General features: G+C 62.1%; 14 protein-coding genes. 10 read left to right on the top strand and 4 right to left on the bottom strand.

The annotated features are described in order from the left end of the window. The first annotated feature begins 4 nt into the window (after positions 1 to 4). The 7 genes from bglX (at position 5) to ACIPOO_RS04305 (ending at position 9594) form a co-directional block, all read left to right on the top strand. Positions 5 to 2305 carry a beta-glucosidase BglX gene (gene bglX / locus ACIPOO_RS04275; protein WP_400604664.1) on the top strand — a complete coding sequence of 767 codons (2301 nt, stop codon included), beginning with the start codon at positions 5 to 7 and terminating at the stop codon, positions 2303 to 2305. Positions 2306 to 2442: 137 nt separating this feature from the next. Beyond that, on the top strand, positions 2443 to 4200 hold the full coding sequence (locus ACIPOO_RS04280; protein ID WP_400604666.1) for an ATP-binding protein: 1758 nt from the start codon (positions 2443 to 2445) through the stop codon (positions 4198 to 4200). Further along, entirely contained in the window at positions 4194 to 5537 is a 1344-nt protein-coding gene (locus ACIPOO_RS04285) for a sigma-54-dependent transcriptional regulator (protein ID WP_400604668.1), read from the top strand. Before ACIPOO_RS04280 ends, ACIPOO_RS04285 begins: the two co-directional genes overlap by 7 nt. A gap of 279 nt (positions 5538 to 5816) precedes the next feature. Next, the gene (locus tag ACIPOO_RS04290) at positions 5817 to 7145 is read left to right on the top strand and encodes an MFS transporter (protein ID WP_400604670.1); all 1329 of its coding nucleotides are present in this window, start codon (positions 5817 to 5819) and stop codon (positions 7143 to 7145) included. 272 nt (positions 7146 to 7417) lie between these two features. Further along, a complete protein-coding gene (locus tag ACIPOO_RS04295) occupies positions 7418 to 7882 on the top strand; it encodes a hypothetical protein (RefSeq protein WP_400604672.1) in 465 nt (154 codons plus the stop codon). A gap of 421 nt (positions 7883 to 8303) precedes the next feature. Continuing rightward, complete coding sequence (locus ACIPOO_RS04300) at positions 8304 to 8783, top strand: hypothetical protein (RefSeq protein WP_337993930.1); 480 nt, start codon at positions 8304 to 8306, stop codon at positions 8781 to 8783. Between the two features lie 187 nt (positions 8784 to 8970). After that, on the top strand, positions 8971 to 9594 hold the full coding sequence (locus ACIPOO_RS04305) for a flavin reductase family protein (RefSeq protein ID WP_400604675.1): 624 nt from the start codon (positions 8971 to 8973) through the stop codon (positions 9592 to 9594). Here ACIPOO_RS04305 and ACIPOO_RS04310 read toward each other — a convergent pair whose 3' ends face one another. Both ACIPOO_RS04310 and ACIPOO_RS04315 read right to left on the bottom strand, forming a co-directional pair. Further along, the gene (locus ACIPOO_RS04310) at positions 9595 to 9834 is read right to left on the bottom strand and encodes a hypothetical protein (protein WP_274136688.1); all 240 of its coding nucleotides are present in this window, start codon (positions 9832 to 9834) and stop codon (positions 9595 to 9597) included. Between the two features lie 178 nt (positions 9835 to 10012). Further along, on the bottom strand, positions 10013 to 10366 hold the full coding sequence (locus ACIPOO_RS04315; protein ID WP_274136689.1) for an antibiotic biosynthesis monooxygenase family protein: 354 nt from the start codon (positions 10364 to 10366) through the stop codon (positions 10013 to 10015). A gap of 409 nt (positions 10367 to 10775) precedes the next feature. Between ACIPOO_RS04315 and ACIPOO_RS04320 the strand changes: the two genes are divergently transcribed. Beyond that, complete coding sequence (locus tag ACIPOO_RS04320) at positions 10776 to 11663, top strand: AraC family transcriptional regulator (RefSeq protein ID WP_274136693.1); 888 nt, start codon at positions 10776 to 10778, stop codon at positions 11661 to 11663. On the opposite strand, the gene ACIPOO_RS04325 is transcribed toward ACIPOO_RS04320, so the two are convergent. After that, positions 11664 to 13106 carry an aldehyde dehydrogenase family protein gene (locus tag ACIPOO_RS04325; RefSeq protein ID WP_400605188.1) on the bottom strand — a complete coding sequence of 481 codons (1443 nt, stop codon included), beginning with the start codon at positions 13104 to 13106 and terminating at the stop codon, positions 11664 to 11666. 14 nt (positions 13107 to 13120) lie between these two features. Next, a complete protein-coding gene (locus tag ACIPOO_RS04330) occupies positions 13121 to 14758 on the bottom strand; it encodes a 5-guanidino-2-oxopentanoate decarboxylase (RefSeq protein WP_400604678.1) in 1638 nt (545 codons plus the stop codon). 160 nt (positions 14759 to 14918) lie between these two features. Here ACIPOO_RS04330 and ACIPOO_RS04335 point away from each other — a divergent pair, with 160 nt between their 5' ends. Both ACIPOO_RS04335 and ACIPOO_RS04340 read left to right on the top strand, forming a co-directional pair. Continuing rightward, positions 14919 to 15800: a LysR substrate-binding domain-containing protein gene (locus tag ACIPOO_RS04335; protein ID WP_400604680.1), complete on the top strand. Its 882-nt coding sequence runs from the start codon at positions 14919 to 14921 to the stop codon at positions 15798 to 15800. Between the two features lie 1219 nt (positions 15801 to 17019). Further along, complete coding sequence (locus tag ACIPOO_RS04340) at positions 17020 to 17196, top strand: hypothetical protein (RefSeq protein ID WP_274134801.1); 177 nt, start codon at positions 17020 to 17022, stop codon at positions 17194 to 17196.

The raw sequence follows: 17196 nt of genomic DNA on the forward strand, positions 1-17196 counted from the left end.
ATTCATGAATAAGCTGTGTTTATTGAGTCTTGTCGTCGGTTTGGCCAGTCAGTCCGCCTGGGCGCAGACAGCCACCACACCCGCCAGCAATCTCTCCACGCTACAGGCCAAGAGTGCATTCATCTCCAATCTGATGAAGCAGATGACCCTGGACGAAAAGATCGGCCAGCTGCGCCTCATCAGCATCGGCCCGGAGATGCCCAAGCCGGAAATCGCCAAGGAAATCGCCGCCGGTCGCATCGGCGGCACGTTCAACTCCGTGGTCCTGCCCGACAACCGCGCCATGCAGGACGCCGCGGTACTGCACAGCCGCAACAAGATTCCGATGTTCTTCGCTTATGACGTGGTTCATGGCCAGCGCACGATTTTCCCGATCAGCCTGGGCCTGGCCTCGAGCTTCGACATGGACGCCATCACCCGCGCCGGCCGCGTCTCGGCGATCGAAGCGGCAGCTGACGGCGTGGACATGACCTTCGCGCCGATGGTCGACATCACCCGTGATGCCCGCTGGGGCCGCAGCTCCGAAGGCTTCGGCGAAGACACCTACCTGGTGTCGCGCATCTCCGCCACCATGACCCGTGCGTTCCAGGGCACCAGCACCCAGGCGCCGAACAGCATCATGGCCGCCGTCAAGCACTTCGCCCTGTACGGCGCAGTAGAAGGCGGTCGCGACTACAACACCGTCGACATGAGTCCGGTGCGCATGCAGCAGGACTACCTGCCGCCATACCGCGCGGCGGTCGATGCCGGTGCCGGGGGCGTGATGGTCGCCCTCAACTCGATCAACGGCGTGCCGTCCACTGCCAACACCTGGCTGTTGCAGGACGTGTTGCGCAAGGATTGGGGCTTCAAGGGCGTCACCGTCAGCGACCACGGCGCGATCAAGGAATTGATCGACCACGGCGTGGCCAAGGACTTCCGCGAAGCCGCCAAGCTGGCCATCAAGGCGGGCGTTGACCTGAGCATGAACGACAAGGCCTACGGCGAAGAACTGCCGGCGCTGGTCAAGAGCGGCGAAGTGTCGATCAAGGAAGTGGACAACGCCGTGCGTGAAGTGCTCGGCGCGAAGTGGGAAATGGGCCTGTTCGCCAACCCGTACCTGCGCATCGGCGCCGCCGTGGATGACCCGGTCGACCGCAACGCGGAAAACCGCCTGCACCGCGCCGAAGCCCGCGAAGTGGCACGCAAGAGTATCGTCTTGCTCAAGAACGCCAACGAAACCCTGCCTCTGAAGAAGCAAGGCACCATCGCCGTGGTCGGTCCGCTGGCCAAGAGCTCGCTGGACATGCTCGGCAGCTGGTCGGCAGCGGGTCTTGCCCGTCAGACCGTCAGCGCCTACGACGGCCTGGCCAATGCCGTCGGCGACAAGGCCAAGCTCGTGTATGCGGCAGGTTCCAACGTCACTGACAACCAGGAAGCCATCACCTACCTGAACAAGATGGACGACCAGATTCACATCGATGGCCGTCCTGAACAGGAGATGATCGACGAAGCGGTCAAGGTCGCTCAAGGCGCCGACGTGGTGGTTGCGGTGGTCGGTGAGTCGCGCAACATGTCCCACGAAGCCGCCAGCCGGGTCGATCTCGTGCTGCCGGGTCGCCAGCGTGACCTGATCAAGGCCCTCAAGGCCACCGGCAAGCCGCTGGTCATCGTGCTGATGAACGGCCGGCCACTGGCGCTGGGCGAGGAAAACAAGCAAGCCGATGCACTGGTCGAAAGCTGGTTCCTGGGTACCGAAGGCGGCAACGCGCTGGCTGACGTGCTGTTCGGCGACTACAACCCGTCGGGCAAACTGCCGATGACCTTCCCGCGTTCCGTGGGCCAGGTGCCTGCGTACTACAACCACCTGAACACCGGGCGTCCGTATCGCGTCAACGATTCGAACTACACCTCGAACTACTTCGAGGAGCCGACCAGCCCGCTGTTCCCGTTCGGTTACGGCCTGAGCTATACCCAGTTCAGCGTCTCGGACATCGTGCTGTCGGTCAACAAGATGACCCGCAAGGACAAGATCACAGCGACCGTTCAGGTGAAGAACACCGGCAAGGTCGCGGGTGAAACCGTGGTTCAGTTGTACCTGCGCGACGTTGCGGCGTCCCTGAGCCGTCCGGTGAAAGAGCTGAAGAACTTCCAGAAAATCATGTTGAAGCCGGGCGAAGAAAAAGCCGTGAGCTTCACCCTGACCGAAGAAGACCTGAAGTTCTACAACCCGTCGCTCAAGTACGCGGCCGAAGCGGGCGATTTCAAACTGATGATCGGCCTGGACTCGGCAGACGTGAAGGAAACCACCTTTACTCTGCAGTAAGTATCGACTTACAGGCGATACCGTCCCGTAGCAGCACGGCTTGCCGGCGGGAGCGATCTCAAGGACGCTCCCGCCGGCAAGCCGTGCTGCTACGGACCGTGTACCCACCGGAAAATCGTCGAGTACAGGCTGATACCATGCCCCGCTCCGCTCGCCTTCTTCTCTACGTGCTCCTGATCCTCGCCGGTGCCGCGATGGTGGCCACGCTGGCGATGCATCAGGCCCAGCGCCACGCTCTGGAAGACGACGCCGCGCGTGCCCAGTCGCAACTGTCGCTATACGCCAACACCCTGCAAACCCTGATCGAGCGCTACCGCGCCCTGCCGGCCGTGCTGGCTCTGGACCCGCAATTGCGTGACGCGCTCAAGGGCCCGGTCGATCCGCAGACGACCCAGGCGCTCAACCTCAAGCTGGAACAGATCAACGGCGCGGCGCAGTCCTCGACGCTTGAATTACTGGATCGCAACGGGCTTGCCGTCGGTGCCAGCAACTGGAAACTGCCCAGCAGTTACGTCGGGCACAACTACGGCTTTCGCCCCTATTTCACCCAGACCAAAGCCACCGGCATCGGGCGGTTCTACGCCGTGGGCGTGACCAGCGGCATTCCCGGTTACTTCCTGGCCAATGCCGTGCGCGACGATGCCGGGCAATTCATCGGTGCAATGGTGGTCAAGCTCGAATTCCCCGACCTGGAACACACCTGGGCCCAGGGTGATGACTTGCTGCTGGTCAGCGACGCAAAAGGCATCGTGTTCATCGCCAACCAGCCCGGCTGGCGTTATCGCGCCCTGCATGACTTGTCCGAACAGGACCGCGCCGAGCTGGCCAGCACACGTCAGTACGACAAACAACCGCTGGCGCCCCTGACCCGGCAGCCCCTTCGCACCTTCAACGAAAGCAGCCAGTTGAACCGCGTCGAAGCGCCCAACGGACCGGCGGACTACCTGTGGCAATCGCTGCCCCTGCAACCGGAAGGCTGGACACTGCATCTGCTGCGCAAACCGCAACCGGCCAACGAAGACATTCGCAACGCCGGACTGGCGGCGGCAGGTGCCTGGCTGACCCTGGTGTTTCTGGGCCTGTTCCTCTACCAGCGCTGGCGTCTGGCAAAACTGCGCCAGCGCAGCCGCGAAGAACTGGAGCAACTGGTAGAAGAGCGCACCCGGGATCTGCAAACCGCCCAGGACGGGCTGGTGCAATCCGCCAAACTCGCGGCCCTGGGGCAGATGTCCGCTGCGCTGGCCCATGAAATCAACCAGCCGCTGACCGCTCAACGCATGCAACTGGCAACGCTGCGCCTGCTGCTTGATCATGGCCGGATCGACGATGCCTACAAGGCGCTGGCGCCGATTGACCAACAGTTGACGCGCATGGCCGCCCTCACCGGGCACCTCAAGACTTTCGCCCGCAAAAGCCCCAGCGGCCTGCGCGAGCGGCTGGACCTGGCCTGCGTGGTGGATCAGGCGCTGTTGCTCCTCGATGCGCGCATCCGCGATGAACGCATCTGCTGTGTACTGGACCTGACCCGCCCGGCCTGGGTCCGTGGCGACGCCATACGTCTGGAACAGGTGTTGATCAACCTGCTGCGCAACGCTCTGGATGCGATGCGCGACAAACCGCATAAACGCCTGGAAATCCGTATCCAGGAGCATGGCGACCAGTGGCAGCTGTCGGTTGGCGACAGCGGTGGCGGCATCGACGCCGAGCATCTGCCCGACATCTTCGACCCCTTCTTCACCACCAAGCCGGTGGGCGATGGCTTGGGATTGGGGCTTGCGGTGTCCTACGCCATCGTCCATGAATCGGGCGGGCGCCTGTGCGCCGAGAACCTGAACGACGGCGCGCGCTTTTCCTTTTCCCTGAACCGTGCCCCGGAGGTCGAACCCGCATGTTGAACTCGGTGATCGTGGTCGACGACGAAGCTCCCATCCGGGAGGCGGTGCAGCAGTGGCTGTCACTTTCAGGCTTCGAGGTACAGCTGTTCAGCCGCGCCGAAGACTGCCTGCAGCAACTGCCGGAACACTTTCCCGGCGTGATCCTGAGCGACGTACGCATGCCCGGCATGGGCGGCCTGGAGCTGCTGGGTCAATTACGCGCCAGGGACGCTGACCTTCCGGTGATTCTGCTGACCGGTCACGGCGACGTGCCCATGGCCGTGGACGCCATGCGCGACGGCGCCTATGACTTCCTGGAAAAGCCCTTCACCCCGCAAACATTGCTGGACAGCCTGCGCCGCGCCCTGGAAAAACGCGAACTGGTGCTGGAGAACCGCCGTCTGCTTCACCAGGCCGACACCCGCACCCGGCTCGACGCCACGCTGCTGGGCCTGTCGCTGGCCATGCAGACCCTGCGCCGTCAGGTGCTGGATCTGGCGCAATTGCCGGTCAACGTGCTGATCCGCGGCGAGACCGGCAGCGGTAAGGAAATGGTCGCCCGCTGCCTGCACGACTTCGGGCCTCGGGCAAACAAGCCCTTCGTGGCGGTGAACTGCGCGGCGATTCCCGAACAGCTGTTCGAGGCCGAGCTGTTTGGCCATGAAAGCGGTGCCTTCACCGGCGCCCAGGGCAAGCGCATCGGCAAGCTGGAATTCGCCCACGGTGGAACGGTGTTTCTCGATGAGATCGAAAGCATGCCGCTGGCCCAGCAGGTCAAGCTGTTGCGGGTGATTCAGGACCGGCGCCTGGAGCGGTTGGGCTCCAACCAGAGTATCGAAGTTGACCTGCGCATCATCGCCGCCACCAAGCCCGACTTGCTCGAAGAGGCCCGCGCCGGACGTTTCCGTGAAGACCTGGCGTATCGCTTGAACATCGCCGAACTGCGCCTGCCGCCCTTGCGTGAACGGCGCGAGGACATTCCGCTGCTGTTCGGCCATTTCTCGCGCCAGGCCGCAGAACGTCTGGGCCGCGCGGCGCCGGTGCTCAGCGGCGGCCAATTGAGCCATCTGCTCAGCCACGACTGGCCCGGCAACGTGCGCGAATTGGCCAACGCTGCCGAGCGGCAGTTGCTGGGGCTGGACAGTCCCGCCTCGGTCGAGCCGCCCAGCGGTCAGTCCCTGGCAGCCCAGCAAGAGGCTTTCGAAGCCCATTGCCTGCGTTCGGCACTGAGCCGGCACAAGGGCGACATCAAGGCCGTGATGCACGAGTTGCAGCTGCCGCGCAGGACGCTGAACGAGAAGATGCAGCGCCATGGGCTGGTGCGCGAACAGTTCCTCTCAAACGACGCAACCTTGTAGGAGCGCGCTTGCCCGCGACGGCGGTGTATCTGTGACAAATACGCTGACTGACACACCGCGTCGTCCGGATGCGGCCCAGACCAAGCGCGCTCCTACAGGCCCTCATGAATCGGCGAAATCTTGCTTATGCATGCAGGGCCAATCGGCGGATTTCCGCTCATCACCACACGGCAAACCCTTCTAGACCGGGCCTCTCAACCCTTGGCACACCTCCTGCTATTACCCAGGTCAGACCGCATCGCTGCGCTCCTCTAAAAACAATGACTTGCAGGAAAACCTATGGCTATTCCCAACGCTGTCCCGCACGGATCGGCTGCCACGCCTGTCGCTGAAAAAACCACCGGAAGCCGCCTGAAATCCATTTTCTCAGGCTCGGTCGGCAACATGGTCGAGTGGTACGACTGGTACGTCTACGCCGCTTTCTCCCTCTACTTCGCCAAAGTCTTCTTCCCCAAGGGCGACACCACCGCCCAACTGCTCAACACCGCCGCGATTTTCGCCGTGGGCTTCCTGATGCGCCCGATCGGTGGCTGGCTGATGGGCCTGTACGCCGACCGCAAGGGCCGCAAGGCTGCGCTGATGGCCTCGGTGCTGCTGATGTGCTTCGGCTCGCTGATCATCGCCCTGACGCCAGGCTATGAAACCATCGGCGTCGGCGCACCGATTCTGCTGGTCTTCGCCCGCCTGCTGCAGGGCCTGTCCGTGGGGGGCGAATACGGCACCTCGGCGACCTACCTCAGCGAAATGGCGACTAAGGAGCGTCGCGGCTTCTTCTCCAGCTTCCAGTACGTGACCCTGATTTCCGGGCAGCTCATCGCGCTGGGCGTGCTGATCGTGCTGCAACAGACCCTCACCACCGAGCAACTGAACGCCTGGGGCTGGCGCATCCCGTTCGCCATCGGCGCCCTGTGCGCAGTGGTCGCGCTGTTCCTGCGTCGCGGCATGGAAGAAACCGAATCCTTCACCCAGAAGAAGGAAAAGGACAAGGCCAAGGAAAGCCTGATGCGCACCCTGATGCGTCATCCAAAGGAACTGGCGACCGTGGTCGGCCTCACCATGGGCGGCACGCTGGCGTTCTACACCTACACCACCTACATGCAGAAATACCTGGTGAACACGGTCGGCATGAGCATCTCCGACTCCACCACCATCTCTGCTGCCACGCTGTTCCTGTTCATGTGCCTGCAACCGGTGATCGGCGCACTGTCGGACAAGATCGGCCGCCGCCCGATCCTGATCGCCTTCGGCGTGCTGGGCACGATCTGCACCGTGCCGATCCTCAGCACCCTGCACACCATCCAGACCTGGTGGGGCGCGTTCTTCCTGATCATGGCGGCGCTGATCATCGTCAGCGGCTACACCTCGATCAACGCGGTGGTCAAAGCCGAGCTGTTTCCTACCGAAATCCGCGCACTGGGCGTCGGCCTGCCGTACGCACTGACCGTGTCGATCTTCGGCGGCACCGCTGAATACATCGCGCTGTGGTTCAAGAGCATTGGCATGGAGACCGGGTACTACTGGTACGTCACGGGCTGCATCGCGGTATCGCTGCTGGTCTACGTGTTCATGAAGGACACCCAGAAGCACTCGCGGATCGAAACCGACTGACACGGACCGTAGCGCCCGGCCGGGCGGCGTTCCGCTTGCCGGCCGGGCTGCTACGGGTTTCTCGTACGCAATGAAGGGGGCGGCCACTCAGGTGAGCCGCCCTTTTTTTCGCTGCCATGGCAGCTAACCCACTGAATCTTCAACCGGTTTTTGTAGTATCAATTTCAGCGATGTTCGCTACCAATGCGATTGACTTCTTAATAATCCAGAGCCGAGTAAAGTTAACTCCATACCGAGTTACCCACTACTTAAATCGATCTGGAGCAACTACCATGAAAACTAACAAACTGATCTTCGGCCTGGCTTTCTCGATTCTGGCTAGCAGCGCTTTTGCACTTCCAAGTGTTGACGCAACCAAACAAGTCAACGCACCGGTAGTTGCAGAGAACGGCTCTTCCCACACCAACATCGGCCGTGTCGCTGCTGACGGTGCTGACCACGTAGGTGCCAACCGCGTCGCTGCTGACGGTGCCGACCACGTAGGTGCCAACCGCGTTGCCGCTGACGGCGCTGACCATGTAGGTGCCAACCGTGTTGCCGCTGACGGCGCTGACCATGTAGGTGCCAACCGCGTTGCCGCTGACGGTGCTGACCATGTTGGTGCCAACCGCGTTGCCGCTGACGGTGCTGACCACGTAGGTGCCAACCGCGTTGCCGCTGACGGTGCTGACCATGTTGGTGCAAATCGTCTGGCTGCTGACGGTGCAGATCACGTCGGTGCAAACCGCCTGAGCTGATTCAAAAGCTGTTCCTTCCCAGCCCGGCTTCTGCCGGGCTTAGTTTTTTCTGCCAGGCCAGATTCTCAAACCCCTTGAATTTGCGGGCCTTTCCCGGACATTGACTGGTCAAAATCGCTATTTGCGCAAATGGCGACATGGATCGGCTGAATCGGGCCTCATCACGCAAACAGATACGCAGCAAATACAAAAATCACACAATATCAAATCTGTCAACATGCAGAACTGTCGGTTCTGACAGTTTTCGCCCCATTTCGAAGCCAAAATCGCTGGAACGCCTCAAAACCGGGCGCTGCAGAGGACTATCATTTTCAACGATGATCGTTAGCAAGCTTGTTAACTTCTACTTAATCCGTACGCGCGTAACATTAGCTCCATACCCAAGTTGAAAAAATTATTGAACTTAGTTGGAGCAACCCTCATGAAAACTTCAAACATCCTTTTTGGGCTTAGTCTGTCCATCCTGGCATCGAGCGCTTTCGCCCTGCCTGTTTCGGATACTCATTCTGCAGTGAGCGGCAATGTAGTCGCCGAAGGTGGTTCTTCCCACACTAATGCTTCGCACACTGGCTCTTATCGTCAGGCTTCCGATGGTTCAGACCACGTCGGTGCGAACCGCCTGGCCGCTGACGGTGCCGACCACGTAGGCGCCAACCGCCAAGCCGCTGATGGCGCTGACCACGTCGGTGCAAACCGCCTGGCCGCTGATGGTGCTGATCACGTTGGTGCCAACCGCCAGGCCGCCGATGGCGCTGACCACGTTGGTGCAAACCGCCTGGCCGCTGATGGTGCCGACCACGTAGGCGCCAACCGCCAAGCCGCCGATGGCGCTGACCACGTCGGTGCAAACCGCCTGGCCGCTGACGGCGCTGACCACGTAGGCGCCAACCGCGTCAGCTGATTCAAGGTTTCACGCTTCACGTTTCACAGTTCTCCTCCGAACTCCCTTTGTAGCCCGGCTTATGTCGGGCTTTTTTTTGCCTGCAAAACGGGCAAGGACTGGCATCATCGGCGCTGCGCTTGCACTATGACGGCCTTGATTGCTCACCAGCAGCCGCCCCGTTCTGCCTGATTTCCCAGGAGCCGCGATGTCAGACGATATTCATTTCTACGAACCCTCCAAAGGCCACGGCCTGCCCCACGATCCGTTCAACGCCATCGTCGGTCCACGTCCCATCGGCTGGATTTCGTCCCAAGACGCTCAGGGCAACCTGAACCTTGCGCCCTACAGCTTTTTCAACGCATTCAACTACGTGCCGCCGATCATTGGCTTTTGCAGCATCGGACGCAAAGACAGCCTGAACAACATCGAACAGACCGGCGAGTTCGTCTGGAACCTGGCCACCCGCCCGCTGGCCGAGCAGATGAACGCCAGTTGCGCGCCGGTAGCGGCCGACATCAACGAATTCGAATTGGCGAACCTTACAGCCGCGCCGTCGCGCATCGTGTCAGTGCCACGGGTGAAGGAAACGCCGGTGGCGTTCGAGTGCAAGGTGACGCAGATCATCCAGTTGCAGCGCGCCGATAAAGAGGTCGTGCCGAGCTGGTTGATTCTGGGAGAGGTGGTGGCCGTGCATATCGAGAAGCGGCTGCTCAAGGACGGCGTCTACGACACCGCTGCCGGTGAGCCGATACTGCGCGGCGGTGGCCCGGCCGACTATTTTCAGCTGGGCCCAGAGGCATTGTTCAAGATGTACCGGCCAAAGGCCTGATCAGTCCTGGGCAAACATCAGTTCGCCTTCGCTGGTCACGTCGATCAGCCGCTCCAGCTCCTGTACGGCGGCCTGATCGGCGTCCAGCGCAGTCTTGAATTTCTGGTCGACGAGCAGTCGGTGAAAAGTCGGCGCGCCCCCGGCGCCCAGGCCTTTGACCGCGATGGCGGCACTGTACCCGCCCTCACCTGGAACGGCGGCGGAAACGGCTTCGTGATGCTGGAATTCTTTGCGTGCCATAAGAGCAAGATCTGCCTTGGTAGGGAAAGGCAGGGATTTTAAACCTGAGCCGCCTGAAAACCGCCAACTTTCATCGCTTGGGATGACGCCATCGCGAGCAAGCTCACTCCTACAAGAAACCGCGCGCACCTGTAGGAGTGAGCTTGCTCGCGATCGGCGCCATTCACAGCCAGGCCAATCATCCTGCCATCCGCGCATCCGGCAAGGCATAAGCGGCCCTGGCCTGTAATGCCGTCACATTGGCAAACGTCTGAAAATCCAGGCTGCTCACTACTCGCTCACTCATCAACTCGGCGAATACATTCAGTTCCGGGCTGGCAAACCAGTCGTTCATCGCGGATTTATCCGCCCACAATCCGGAAATGACCCACAGATCCTGCTCGGTCATGGACCGCTGCAAGGCGAAATGCAGGCAGCCGGCCGTTCTCGAGGTCTGGGCAATCAAGGTGCTCAGGCGTGCGCCCAGTTGCACGCTGTTCCCGGCGCTGGCGCGGGCGTATACCAGATGACTGACGATGGAGGTGCTTTGCATTGTCCGTGCTCCCTTGGTCCAGCCGCGACAGAGGAAATGCTTTGCGGCCGGGAATGAAGATTAGGGGCATGGGTGCAACTGTCGTTAGCCAATTACTGCCCGGTAATTGCCTGATCCTGCGCCGGCACTTTTTTTCAGGGCCGGGAGCCGTCACAAAGCTGTCACAGCCCGCCTTGGACTTTTGAGCAATAAACCCCGATGGGCAAGGGGTTTCGTCGCACGCTGCAACAACCTGATGCAGAATCGGGCAATCATCCGGCAGTATTCGTCTACCGTCGTCGATTGCACAAAAATATCCTGTGCCCCATCGATGCATCGCCAGAGGACGTTTCCCATGCTGCCCACCGTCGCCTCTTCCGCCCCGCCAGCCGGGACAGATAGCCAGCCCATTGCAGAACTGACCCCGCAGATGGAGCAACAGCGCGCCGAGCTGGCAGAACTGATTCGCCGGCATGCGCCGACCGATGGCAGTTTTCAGACCGTCATCAAGTCCCTGTTCATGGTGCGCCACGATCATGCCCAGCAATCGGTGCCGGGGCTTGTGCATCCAGCGCTGTGCATCATGGCCCAAGGTCGCAAGGACGTGACCCTGGGTGACGAGGTGTTTACCTACGATCCGCTCAATTACCTGGTGCTGTCAGTCGCCCTGCCGATCAGCGGCAAGGTGATCTACGCGACACCGGACGAGCCGCACCTGGCGATGCGCCTGGACATCGACCCTGCGCAAATCAATGCGTTGATTGCGGAGGCCGGTCCCATGAGCGTTCCGAGCCGCCCCAGCGGACGCGGGATGTATGTCGAGCGCATCGACTCGCAATTGCTCGACGCCGTGATCCGGCTGATTCGCCTGCTCGACAGCCCGAAAGACATCCCCATGCTCGCACCGCTGATTACCCGGGAAATTCTTTACCGCCTGCTGCGTGGGAGCGAAGGCTATCGCTTGTACGAAATTGCCATTTCCAACTGCCAGACCCATCGCGTGACCCAGGCCATCAAATGGCTGAACGAAAACTTCCAGCAAGCGCTGCGTATCGATGAGCTGGCAAAGGAAGTGAACCTGAGCGTCTCGACCCTGCACCATAGATTCAAGGCCGTGACCAACATGAGCCCGCTGCAATATCAGAAGCAGCTGCGATTGCAGGAGGCCCGCCGCCTGATGTTGTCCGACGGGCTCGAAGCGTCGGCGGCCGGGTACAAGGTGGGCTATGAAAGCCCCTCGCAATTCAGCCGCGAGTACAGCCGGCTGTTCGGCGCGCCGCCCTTGCGGGATCTGGCGCGCCTGCGCAAGACGCTGTGATCAGACCGCGCGCACCACGTGCTTGATCTCCTGGAAGGCCTGCAGACCCCAGGGCCCCAGCTCGCGCCCCAGGCTGCTCTGCTTGTAGCCGCCCCATGAGGCCTGCGGGAAGATCACCTGCGGCGCGTTGATCCACACCATCCCCGCCTCAAGGGCGTTGGCGATACGCTCGGCGGCGTCGAGATCGCGGCTGACCACACTGGCCACCAGGCCGAACTGCGTGTCGTTGGCCAGGGCGATGGCCTCGGCTTGGGAGCTGAAACCGCGCACGCACAGCACCGGCCCGAAAATCTCTTCACGCCACAAGGCGCTGTCCAGCGGCACGTTGGTGAAAATCGCCGGGGTGAGGAAATAGCCGCGAGGCTGATCCGCCGGCCGCACACCGCCGCACAGCAGGCGCGCGCCTGAATCCTTGCCCGCCTCGATATGCGCGACCACGCGCCGGTACTGCGCCTGGTTCACCAGCGGGCCCATCTCGGCGTCTTCGTTGCCTGGGCCTGCGACCTTGATCGACCGGGCCTTGGCCAGCAGACGCTCGAGAAACGGCTCCAGAATCTCCTGCGCAACCAGTACGCGGCTGGTGGCCGAGCACATCTGCCCGGCATTGAAGTAGCCGCCGCCGCTGGCCAGATCCACCGCCAGGTCCAGATCGGCATCAGCCATGACCAGCAGCGAAGATTTGCCGCCCAGCTCCAGGCTCACGCCTTTCACTGTTTCGGCGGCGCGCTGCATGACCTGCACGCCCACGGCGTTGCTGCCAGTGAACGAAACCTTGGCGATCCCCGGATGCGCAGATAACGACGCGCCCACCGACACACCCGTGCCGCAGACGACGTTGAACACGCCTGCCGGAACACCGCTGGTGGCAATGATCTGCGCCAGTTCCAGCTCGGCCAGTGGCGTGACCTCCGACGGCTTGAGCAGCACACAGCAACCGGCCGCCAGTGCCGGGGCCAGTTTCCAGGCGGTGGTGACCATCGGGAAGTTCCACGGCACGATCAGCCCGACCACGCCACAGGGCTCACGCCGCAGCCGCGCGGTGAAGTCTTCGACAGGCAGTTGCACTGCGCGATCCTGCTGGCCATCGGACGCTTCGGCAAGGTCGGCGTAATAGTTGAAGGTGGCAATCACATCGTCCACGTCGATGGCCGCTTCGAAGCCCGGCTTGCCGTTGTTGCTCGACTGCAGTTCGATCAGCCGTTCGCGACGCGCCGCCACCCCTTCGGCAATTCTGCGCAGAATCATCGCCCGCGCCGCGCCAGTGGTCTGTGACCAGCCGCCGAACGCTGCGCGAGCCGCATGGACTGCATCGTCCACCGCACGGGCATCGCCACCGGTGACGATGGCCAGACGCTCCTCGGTTGAAGGATTGATAACCGGCAATTGCTCGTCGCCCGAGCGCCATTTGCCATCGATGTACAGACCTGCCAGAACCGGACTCAACACAGTTGCCTCACTCACGATGCTTTCAACCCATTCATCCAGCCGCGCTGGTCGATTTCGATAACGGTCGGCCCCTGACGGTCGCTTGCCGTCAGCAGCGCTGCCTTGAGGGACTCGACGCCGTCCACCGCTTCCGCCGCAGAGCCTAGCGCCTTGGCGACGCCGATGAAGTCCGGGGTGTAGATGTCCACGCCGACCGGCTCGATGGCGCGGTTGACCATGTATTTCTTGATTTCTTCGTAGCCCTGGTTATTCCACAGCAGCACGATGATCGGAGTCTTCGCTTCGACCGCGCAGGCCAGCTCCGACAGGGTGAATTGCAGGCCGCCGTCGCCGATCAGGCAGGCCACGGGGTTGCGCTCGCCTGCGTCCTGGCTGCCCAGCCAGGCGCCAATCGCAGCCGGCAGCGCGTAACCCAGGGTGCCGTAGCCGGTGGATGAGTTGAACCAGCGGCGTGGCTTGTCCAGATCCAGCGTCAGGTTGCCGGTGTAGACCGGCTGGGTGGAGTCGCCGACGATCACGATCTCCGGCAGCACTTCGAGCACGGTGTTGAGGAACAGCGTCTGCCCGCGGGTGGCTTCATCCCATGAGGCGTCCAGCGTGGCTTTCAGCGCGGCGGCGCGTTTGCTGCCCCAATCCTGGGAGCGCTCGGCGAGAGTCAATTCGCCCACAGCGTCGACCAGCGCCTGGGCAGCGGTTGTGGCATCGGACACCAACGCCACTTTCGGCGGGAAGTTGCGCACCGTCTGATCGGGGTCGATATCGATGCGCAGCAAGGTGCCCGGGATCTTGAAATGGCCCTGGAAGGTGACGTCGTAGTCGGTTTCCGCAAGCTCGGTGCCGATGGCCAGCACCACGTCGGCGCCCTCGATGATCTCGCGGGTCGGGTCCAGCGACTGGGTCGAGCCGATCAGCAGCGGATGGTGCGAAGGCAGCATGCCCTTGGCGTTGATGGTCAGCGCGACCGGCGCGTCCAGCTGTTCTGCCAGGCGGGTCAGTGCAGGTGCGGCATCGATGGCGCCGCCACCGGCCAGAATCAACGGCCGCCTGGCGTTGGCCAAGAGACTCGCCATCTGCTTGATCGCCGCAGGGGACGGGCCTGCACGGGTGACCGACACCGGCTGGCTGGTGAGCAGGTCATCGGCGTTTTCCACCAGCACATCCAGCGGGATTTCGATGTGCACCGGCCGCGGACGCCCTGCCTGGAACAGCGCAAAGGCCCGCGCCAGCACCGACGGCAACTCGGCCGCCGACATCAGCGTGTGGGAAAAGGCCGCCACGCCTGCAACCAGAGCTCCCTGCGCAGGCAGCTCATGCAGCTTGCCGCGCCCGCCGCCCAACTGGCTGCGCGACTGCACGCTGGAGATCACCAGCATCGGGATCGAGTCGGCATAGGCCTGACCCATGGCGGTGGTGATGTTGGTCATGCCAGGCCCGGTGATGATGAAACACACCCCCGGCTTGCCGCTGGTGCGTGCATAGCCGTCAGCCATGAAGCCTGCGCCCTGCTCATGGCGCGGAGTGACGTGCCTGATCGAAGAACCGGCCAGCCCACGGTACAGCTCCACCGTGTGCACACCGGGAATGCCGAACACCTGCTCGACGCCATAGCCTTCGAGTAACTTGACCAATACTTCGCCGCACGTCGCCATATGCCTGGACCTTTCGTTGTTCTGATTGCCGGTTCACGGGTCTGCCTGGAAAAAGCGGCAGATATGGCGAACATTGGACCTGCGGGGAGATATCGGTGACAACGCAAAAAATGTCATGCTTAGCCATGTCCCCAGCTCATGCCTCATGACCAGTAGCCCCATGAAACGATTGCCTCCCCTGCCCTCGCTGCACACATTTCTGGTGGTTGCCCGATGCTGCAATTTCACCCGGGCTGCCGAATTGCTGCACATCACTCAAGGTGCGGTGAGCCGGCAGATCGCAGGGCTGGAAAGTCATCTGGGTTATAGGCTGTTCCAGCGCCAGGCCAGGGGGTTGAACCTGACGCCCGAGGGGCGCGAGCTGTTCCCACGTATCGAGCATATTTTCGGGCTGATCGAAGACGCTGTGGATCAGGTCGGCGAACGCCGCCAGGCACTGCAATTGAAGGCGCCGACTTGCATCACCCGTTGGCTGCTGCCCCGGTTGATGCAGTGGCAGAGGGAACGCCCGGACGCTCCCGTCGAGCTGACCACGACCATCGCCCATGGCGTCGATTTTCGCCATGAAGGGTTTGACGCTGCGGTGGTGTACGGCGTACATCCTGACGATTCGATGCAGATTCACCACCTGTTCGACGAACAACTGACTCCGGTGTGTTCACGCTCATTGCTTGAAGCCGCCCAGCCTCTGGGGCATTTCACCGACCTAGAACACCACATGCTGTTGCACCCCACCCTGGGCGAGCAAGACTGGGGGCAGTGGCTCAAGGCAGCAGGCGTCAGGCTCAGCAACCTCGGCAAGGGGCAACACTTCGACACCATGGACCTGGCGATGACCGTGGCCTCCCAGGGTTCGGGGGTGGCGATGGGCGACTGGGCCCTGATCGGCGAAGACCTCAGCGCCGGACGGCTGGTCACCCCGTTCGACCTCAAGGTGCGCACCGGCGCGGCCTATTATTTCGTGTACCCCAACCGCACCGCACCTTCCCCGCACCTTCAGCAATTGCTCGACTGGCTGCTGATCCAGGCGGCACAACGCTGATCCAAAGCCTGCGGCGCGTTCAAGACCGCCAACGCCGGCAAGCCGGACTGCTAGGGGTTTGGTGGGGTGGCCTCGAAGTGTTTCTGGCCGAGGGCCGTGGGAGGGAGCTTGCTCGCGATGGCGGTGTGTCAGGTGATGAAGATGTGGCTGACAGGCCGCCGTCGCGGGCAAGCGCGCTCCTACAGATGCGAACACCGCCCCGTAGCAGCACGGCTTGCCGGCGGGGGCGATTTTGGGGGCGCTGACGCCGGCAAGCCGGACTGCTACGGGTTAGGTGGGGTGGCCTCGAAGTGTTTCTGGCCGGGGGCCGAGGGAGGGAGCTTGCTCGCGATGGCGGTGTGTCAGGTGATGAAGATGTGGCTGACAGGCCGCCGTCGCGGGCAAGCGCGCTCCTACAGATGCCAACACCGACCCGTAGCAGTCCGGCTTGCCGGCGTCGGCGATTTTGGGGGCGCTGACGCCGGCAAGCCGGACTGCTACGGGTTGGTGGGGTGAATTCGTTCTGTTTCTGGCCGGAGGCCGTGGGAGAGAGCTTGCTCGCGATGGCGGTGTGTCGGGTGATGAAGATGTGACTGACAGGCCGCCGTCGCGGGCAAGCGCGCTCCTACAGATGCGAGCACCGGCCCGTAGCAGCACGGCTTGCCGGCGGGGGCGATTTTGAGGACGTCCCCGCCGGCAAGCCGTGCTGCTACGGAGCTGTGTACAACCAAAGATTTTGATCTTGCTTTTGATCTTGGTGCGCGATGGTTCAGGCGACACAGGGCGCGACGTTAAGGCGCCAGGCCGAGCGCAGGTGTCTTGGAGGGGGATGAGCGGCAGGGATGCCGCGAAAGCCGTGCGGGCCATGGATGGCCCATCATGGCGTGCCCCCGGAACGACGCCGGAGTCGAGGGAAGTCCGAAGGACCCCAGCCTGTCGCAGGGCTTTTTTGGTTACTTTTTCAGCTCTTGGAAAAAGTGACCCGCCGTAAGGGCGGAAAACTGAATCAGCATCACCATCGCGAACGGATATAAACGCAACGTCAGCATCGCAAGCCGACGCGGAGCGTGGCAACGATCACCGCGATCAGCAGATTTAGTTCCATCGTCATAACGCCAACACCCCGGCGCTACCGATATAAACATTCAATACCCATCACCACGCCATCACCCCCGATACGGGCCTACACTGACCTTATCCGTAGAAAAGATCATTTTTTAACCGGATCGAGGCAACTGTCATGCAAACCACAATAAAAAGACAATGCGTTTATGTAGTCGCCGTTGCAGTGGTTCTGGCCATTTATGGCGCAGGCGCCTACCGGATCGAACAACTGCGACAACAGCCACGCGGTGCACTGGTCTGCACCTTCGGCCATTGCGCCCCCGCCGATGCCACCTTCAGCTCACTGCGCTGA

The organism is Pseudomonas sp. NPDC090201, assembly GCF_044746825.1.
Taxonomy (GTDB): Bacteria; Pseudomonadota; Gammaproteobacteria; order Pseudomonadales; family Pseudomonadaceae; genus Aquipseudomonas; species Aquipseudomonas putida_AD.

Bases quoted from the DNA above. Each gene is read 5' to 3' on its own strand.
- bglX (WP_400604664.1), top strand. From the start codon at position 5: ATGAATAAGCTGTGTTTATTGAGTCTTGTCGTCGGTTTGGCCAGTCAG.
- ACIPOO_RS04280 (WP_400604666.1), top strand. From the start codon at position 2,443: ATGCCCCGCTCCGCTCGCCTTCTTCTCTACGTGCTCCTGATCCTCGCC.
- ACIPOO_RS04285 (WP_400604668.1), top strand. From the start codon at position 4,194: ATGTTGAACTCGGTGATCGTGGTCGACGACGAAGCTCCCATCCGGGAG.
- ACIPOO_RS04290 (WP_400604670.1), top strand. From the start codon at position 5,817: ATGGCTATTCCCAACGCTGTCCCGCACGGATCGGCTGCCACGCCTGTC.
- ACIPOO_RS04295 (WP_400604672.1), top strand. From the start codon at position 7,418: ATGAAAACTAACAAACTGATCTTCGGCCTGGCTTTCTCGATTCTGGCT.
- ACIPOO_RS04300 (WP_337993930.1), top strand. From the start codon at position 8,304: ATGAAAACTTCAAACATCCTTTTTGGGCTTAGTCTGTCCATCCTGGCA.
- ACIPOO_RS04305 (WP_400604675.1), top strand. From the start codon at position 8,971: ATGTCAGACGATATTCATTTCTACGAACCCTCCAAAGGCCACGGCCTG.
- ACIPOO_RS04310 (WP_274136688.1), bottom strand. From the start codon at position 9,834: ATGGCACGCAAAGAATTCCAGCATCACGAAGCCGTTTCCGCCGCCGTT.
- ACIPOO_RS04315 (WP_274136689.1), bottom strand. From the start codon at position 10,366: ATGCAAAGCACCTCCATCGTCAGTCATCTGGTATACGCCCGCGCCAGC.
- ACIPOO_RS04320 (WP_274136693.1), top strand. From the start codon at position 10,776: ATGGAGCAACAGCGCGCCGAGCTGGCAGAACTGATTCGCCGGCATGCG.
- ACIPOO_RS04330 (WP_400604678.1), bottom strand. From the start codon at position 14,758: ATGGCGACGTGCGGCGAAGTATTGGTCAAGTTACTCGAAGGCTATGGC.
- ACIPOO_RS04335 (WP_400604680.1), top strand. From the start codon at position 14,919: ATGAAACGATTGCCTCCCCTGCCCTCGCTGCACACATTTCTGGTGGTT.
- ACIPOO_RS04340 (WP_274134801.1), top strand. From the start codon at position 17,020: ATGCAAACCACAATAAAAAGACAATGCGTTTATGTAGTCGCCGTTGCA.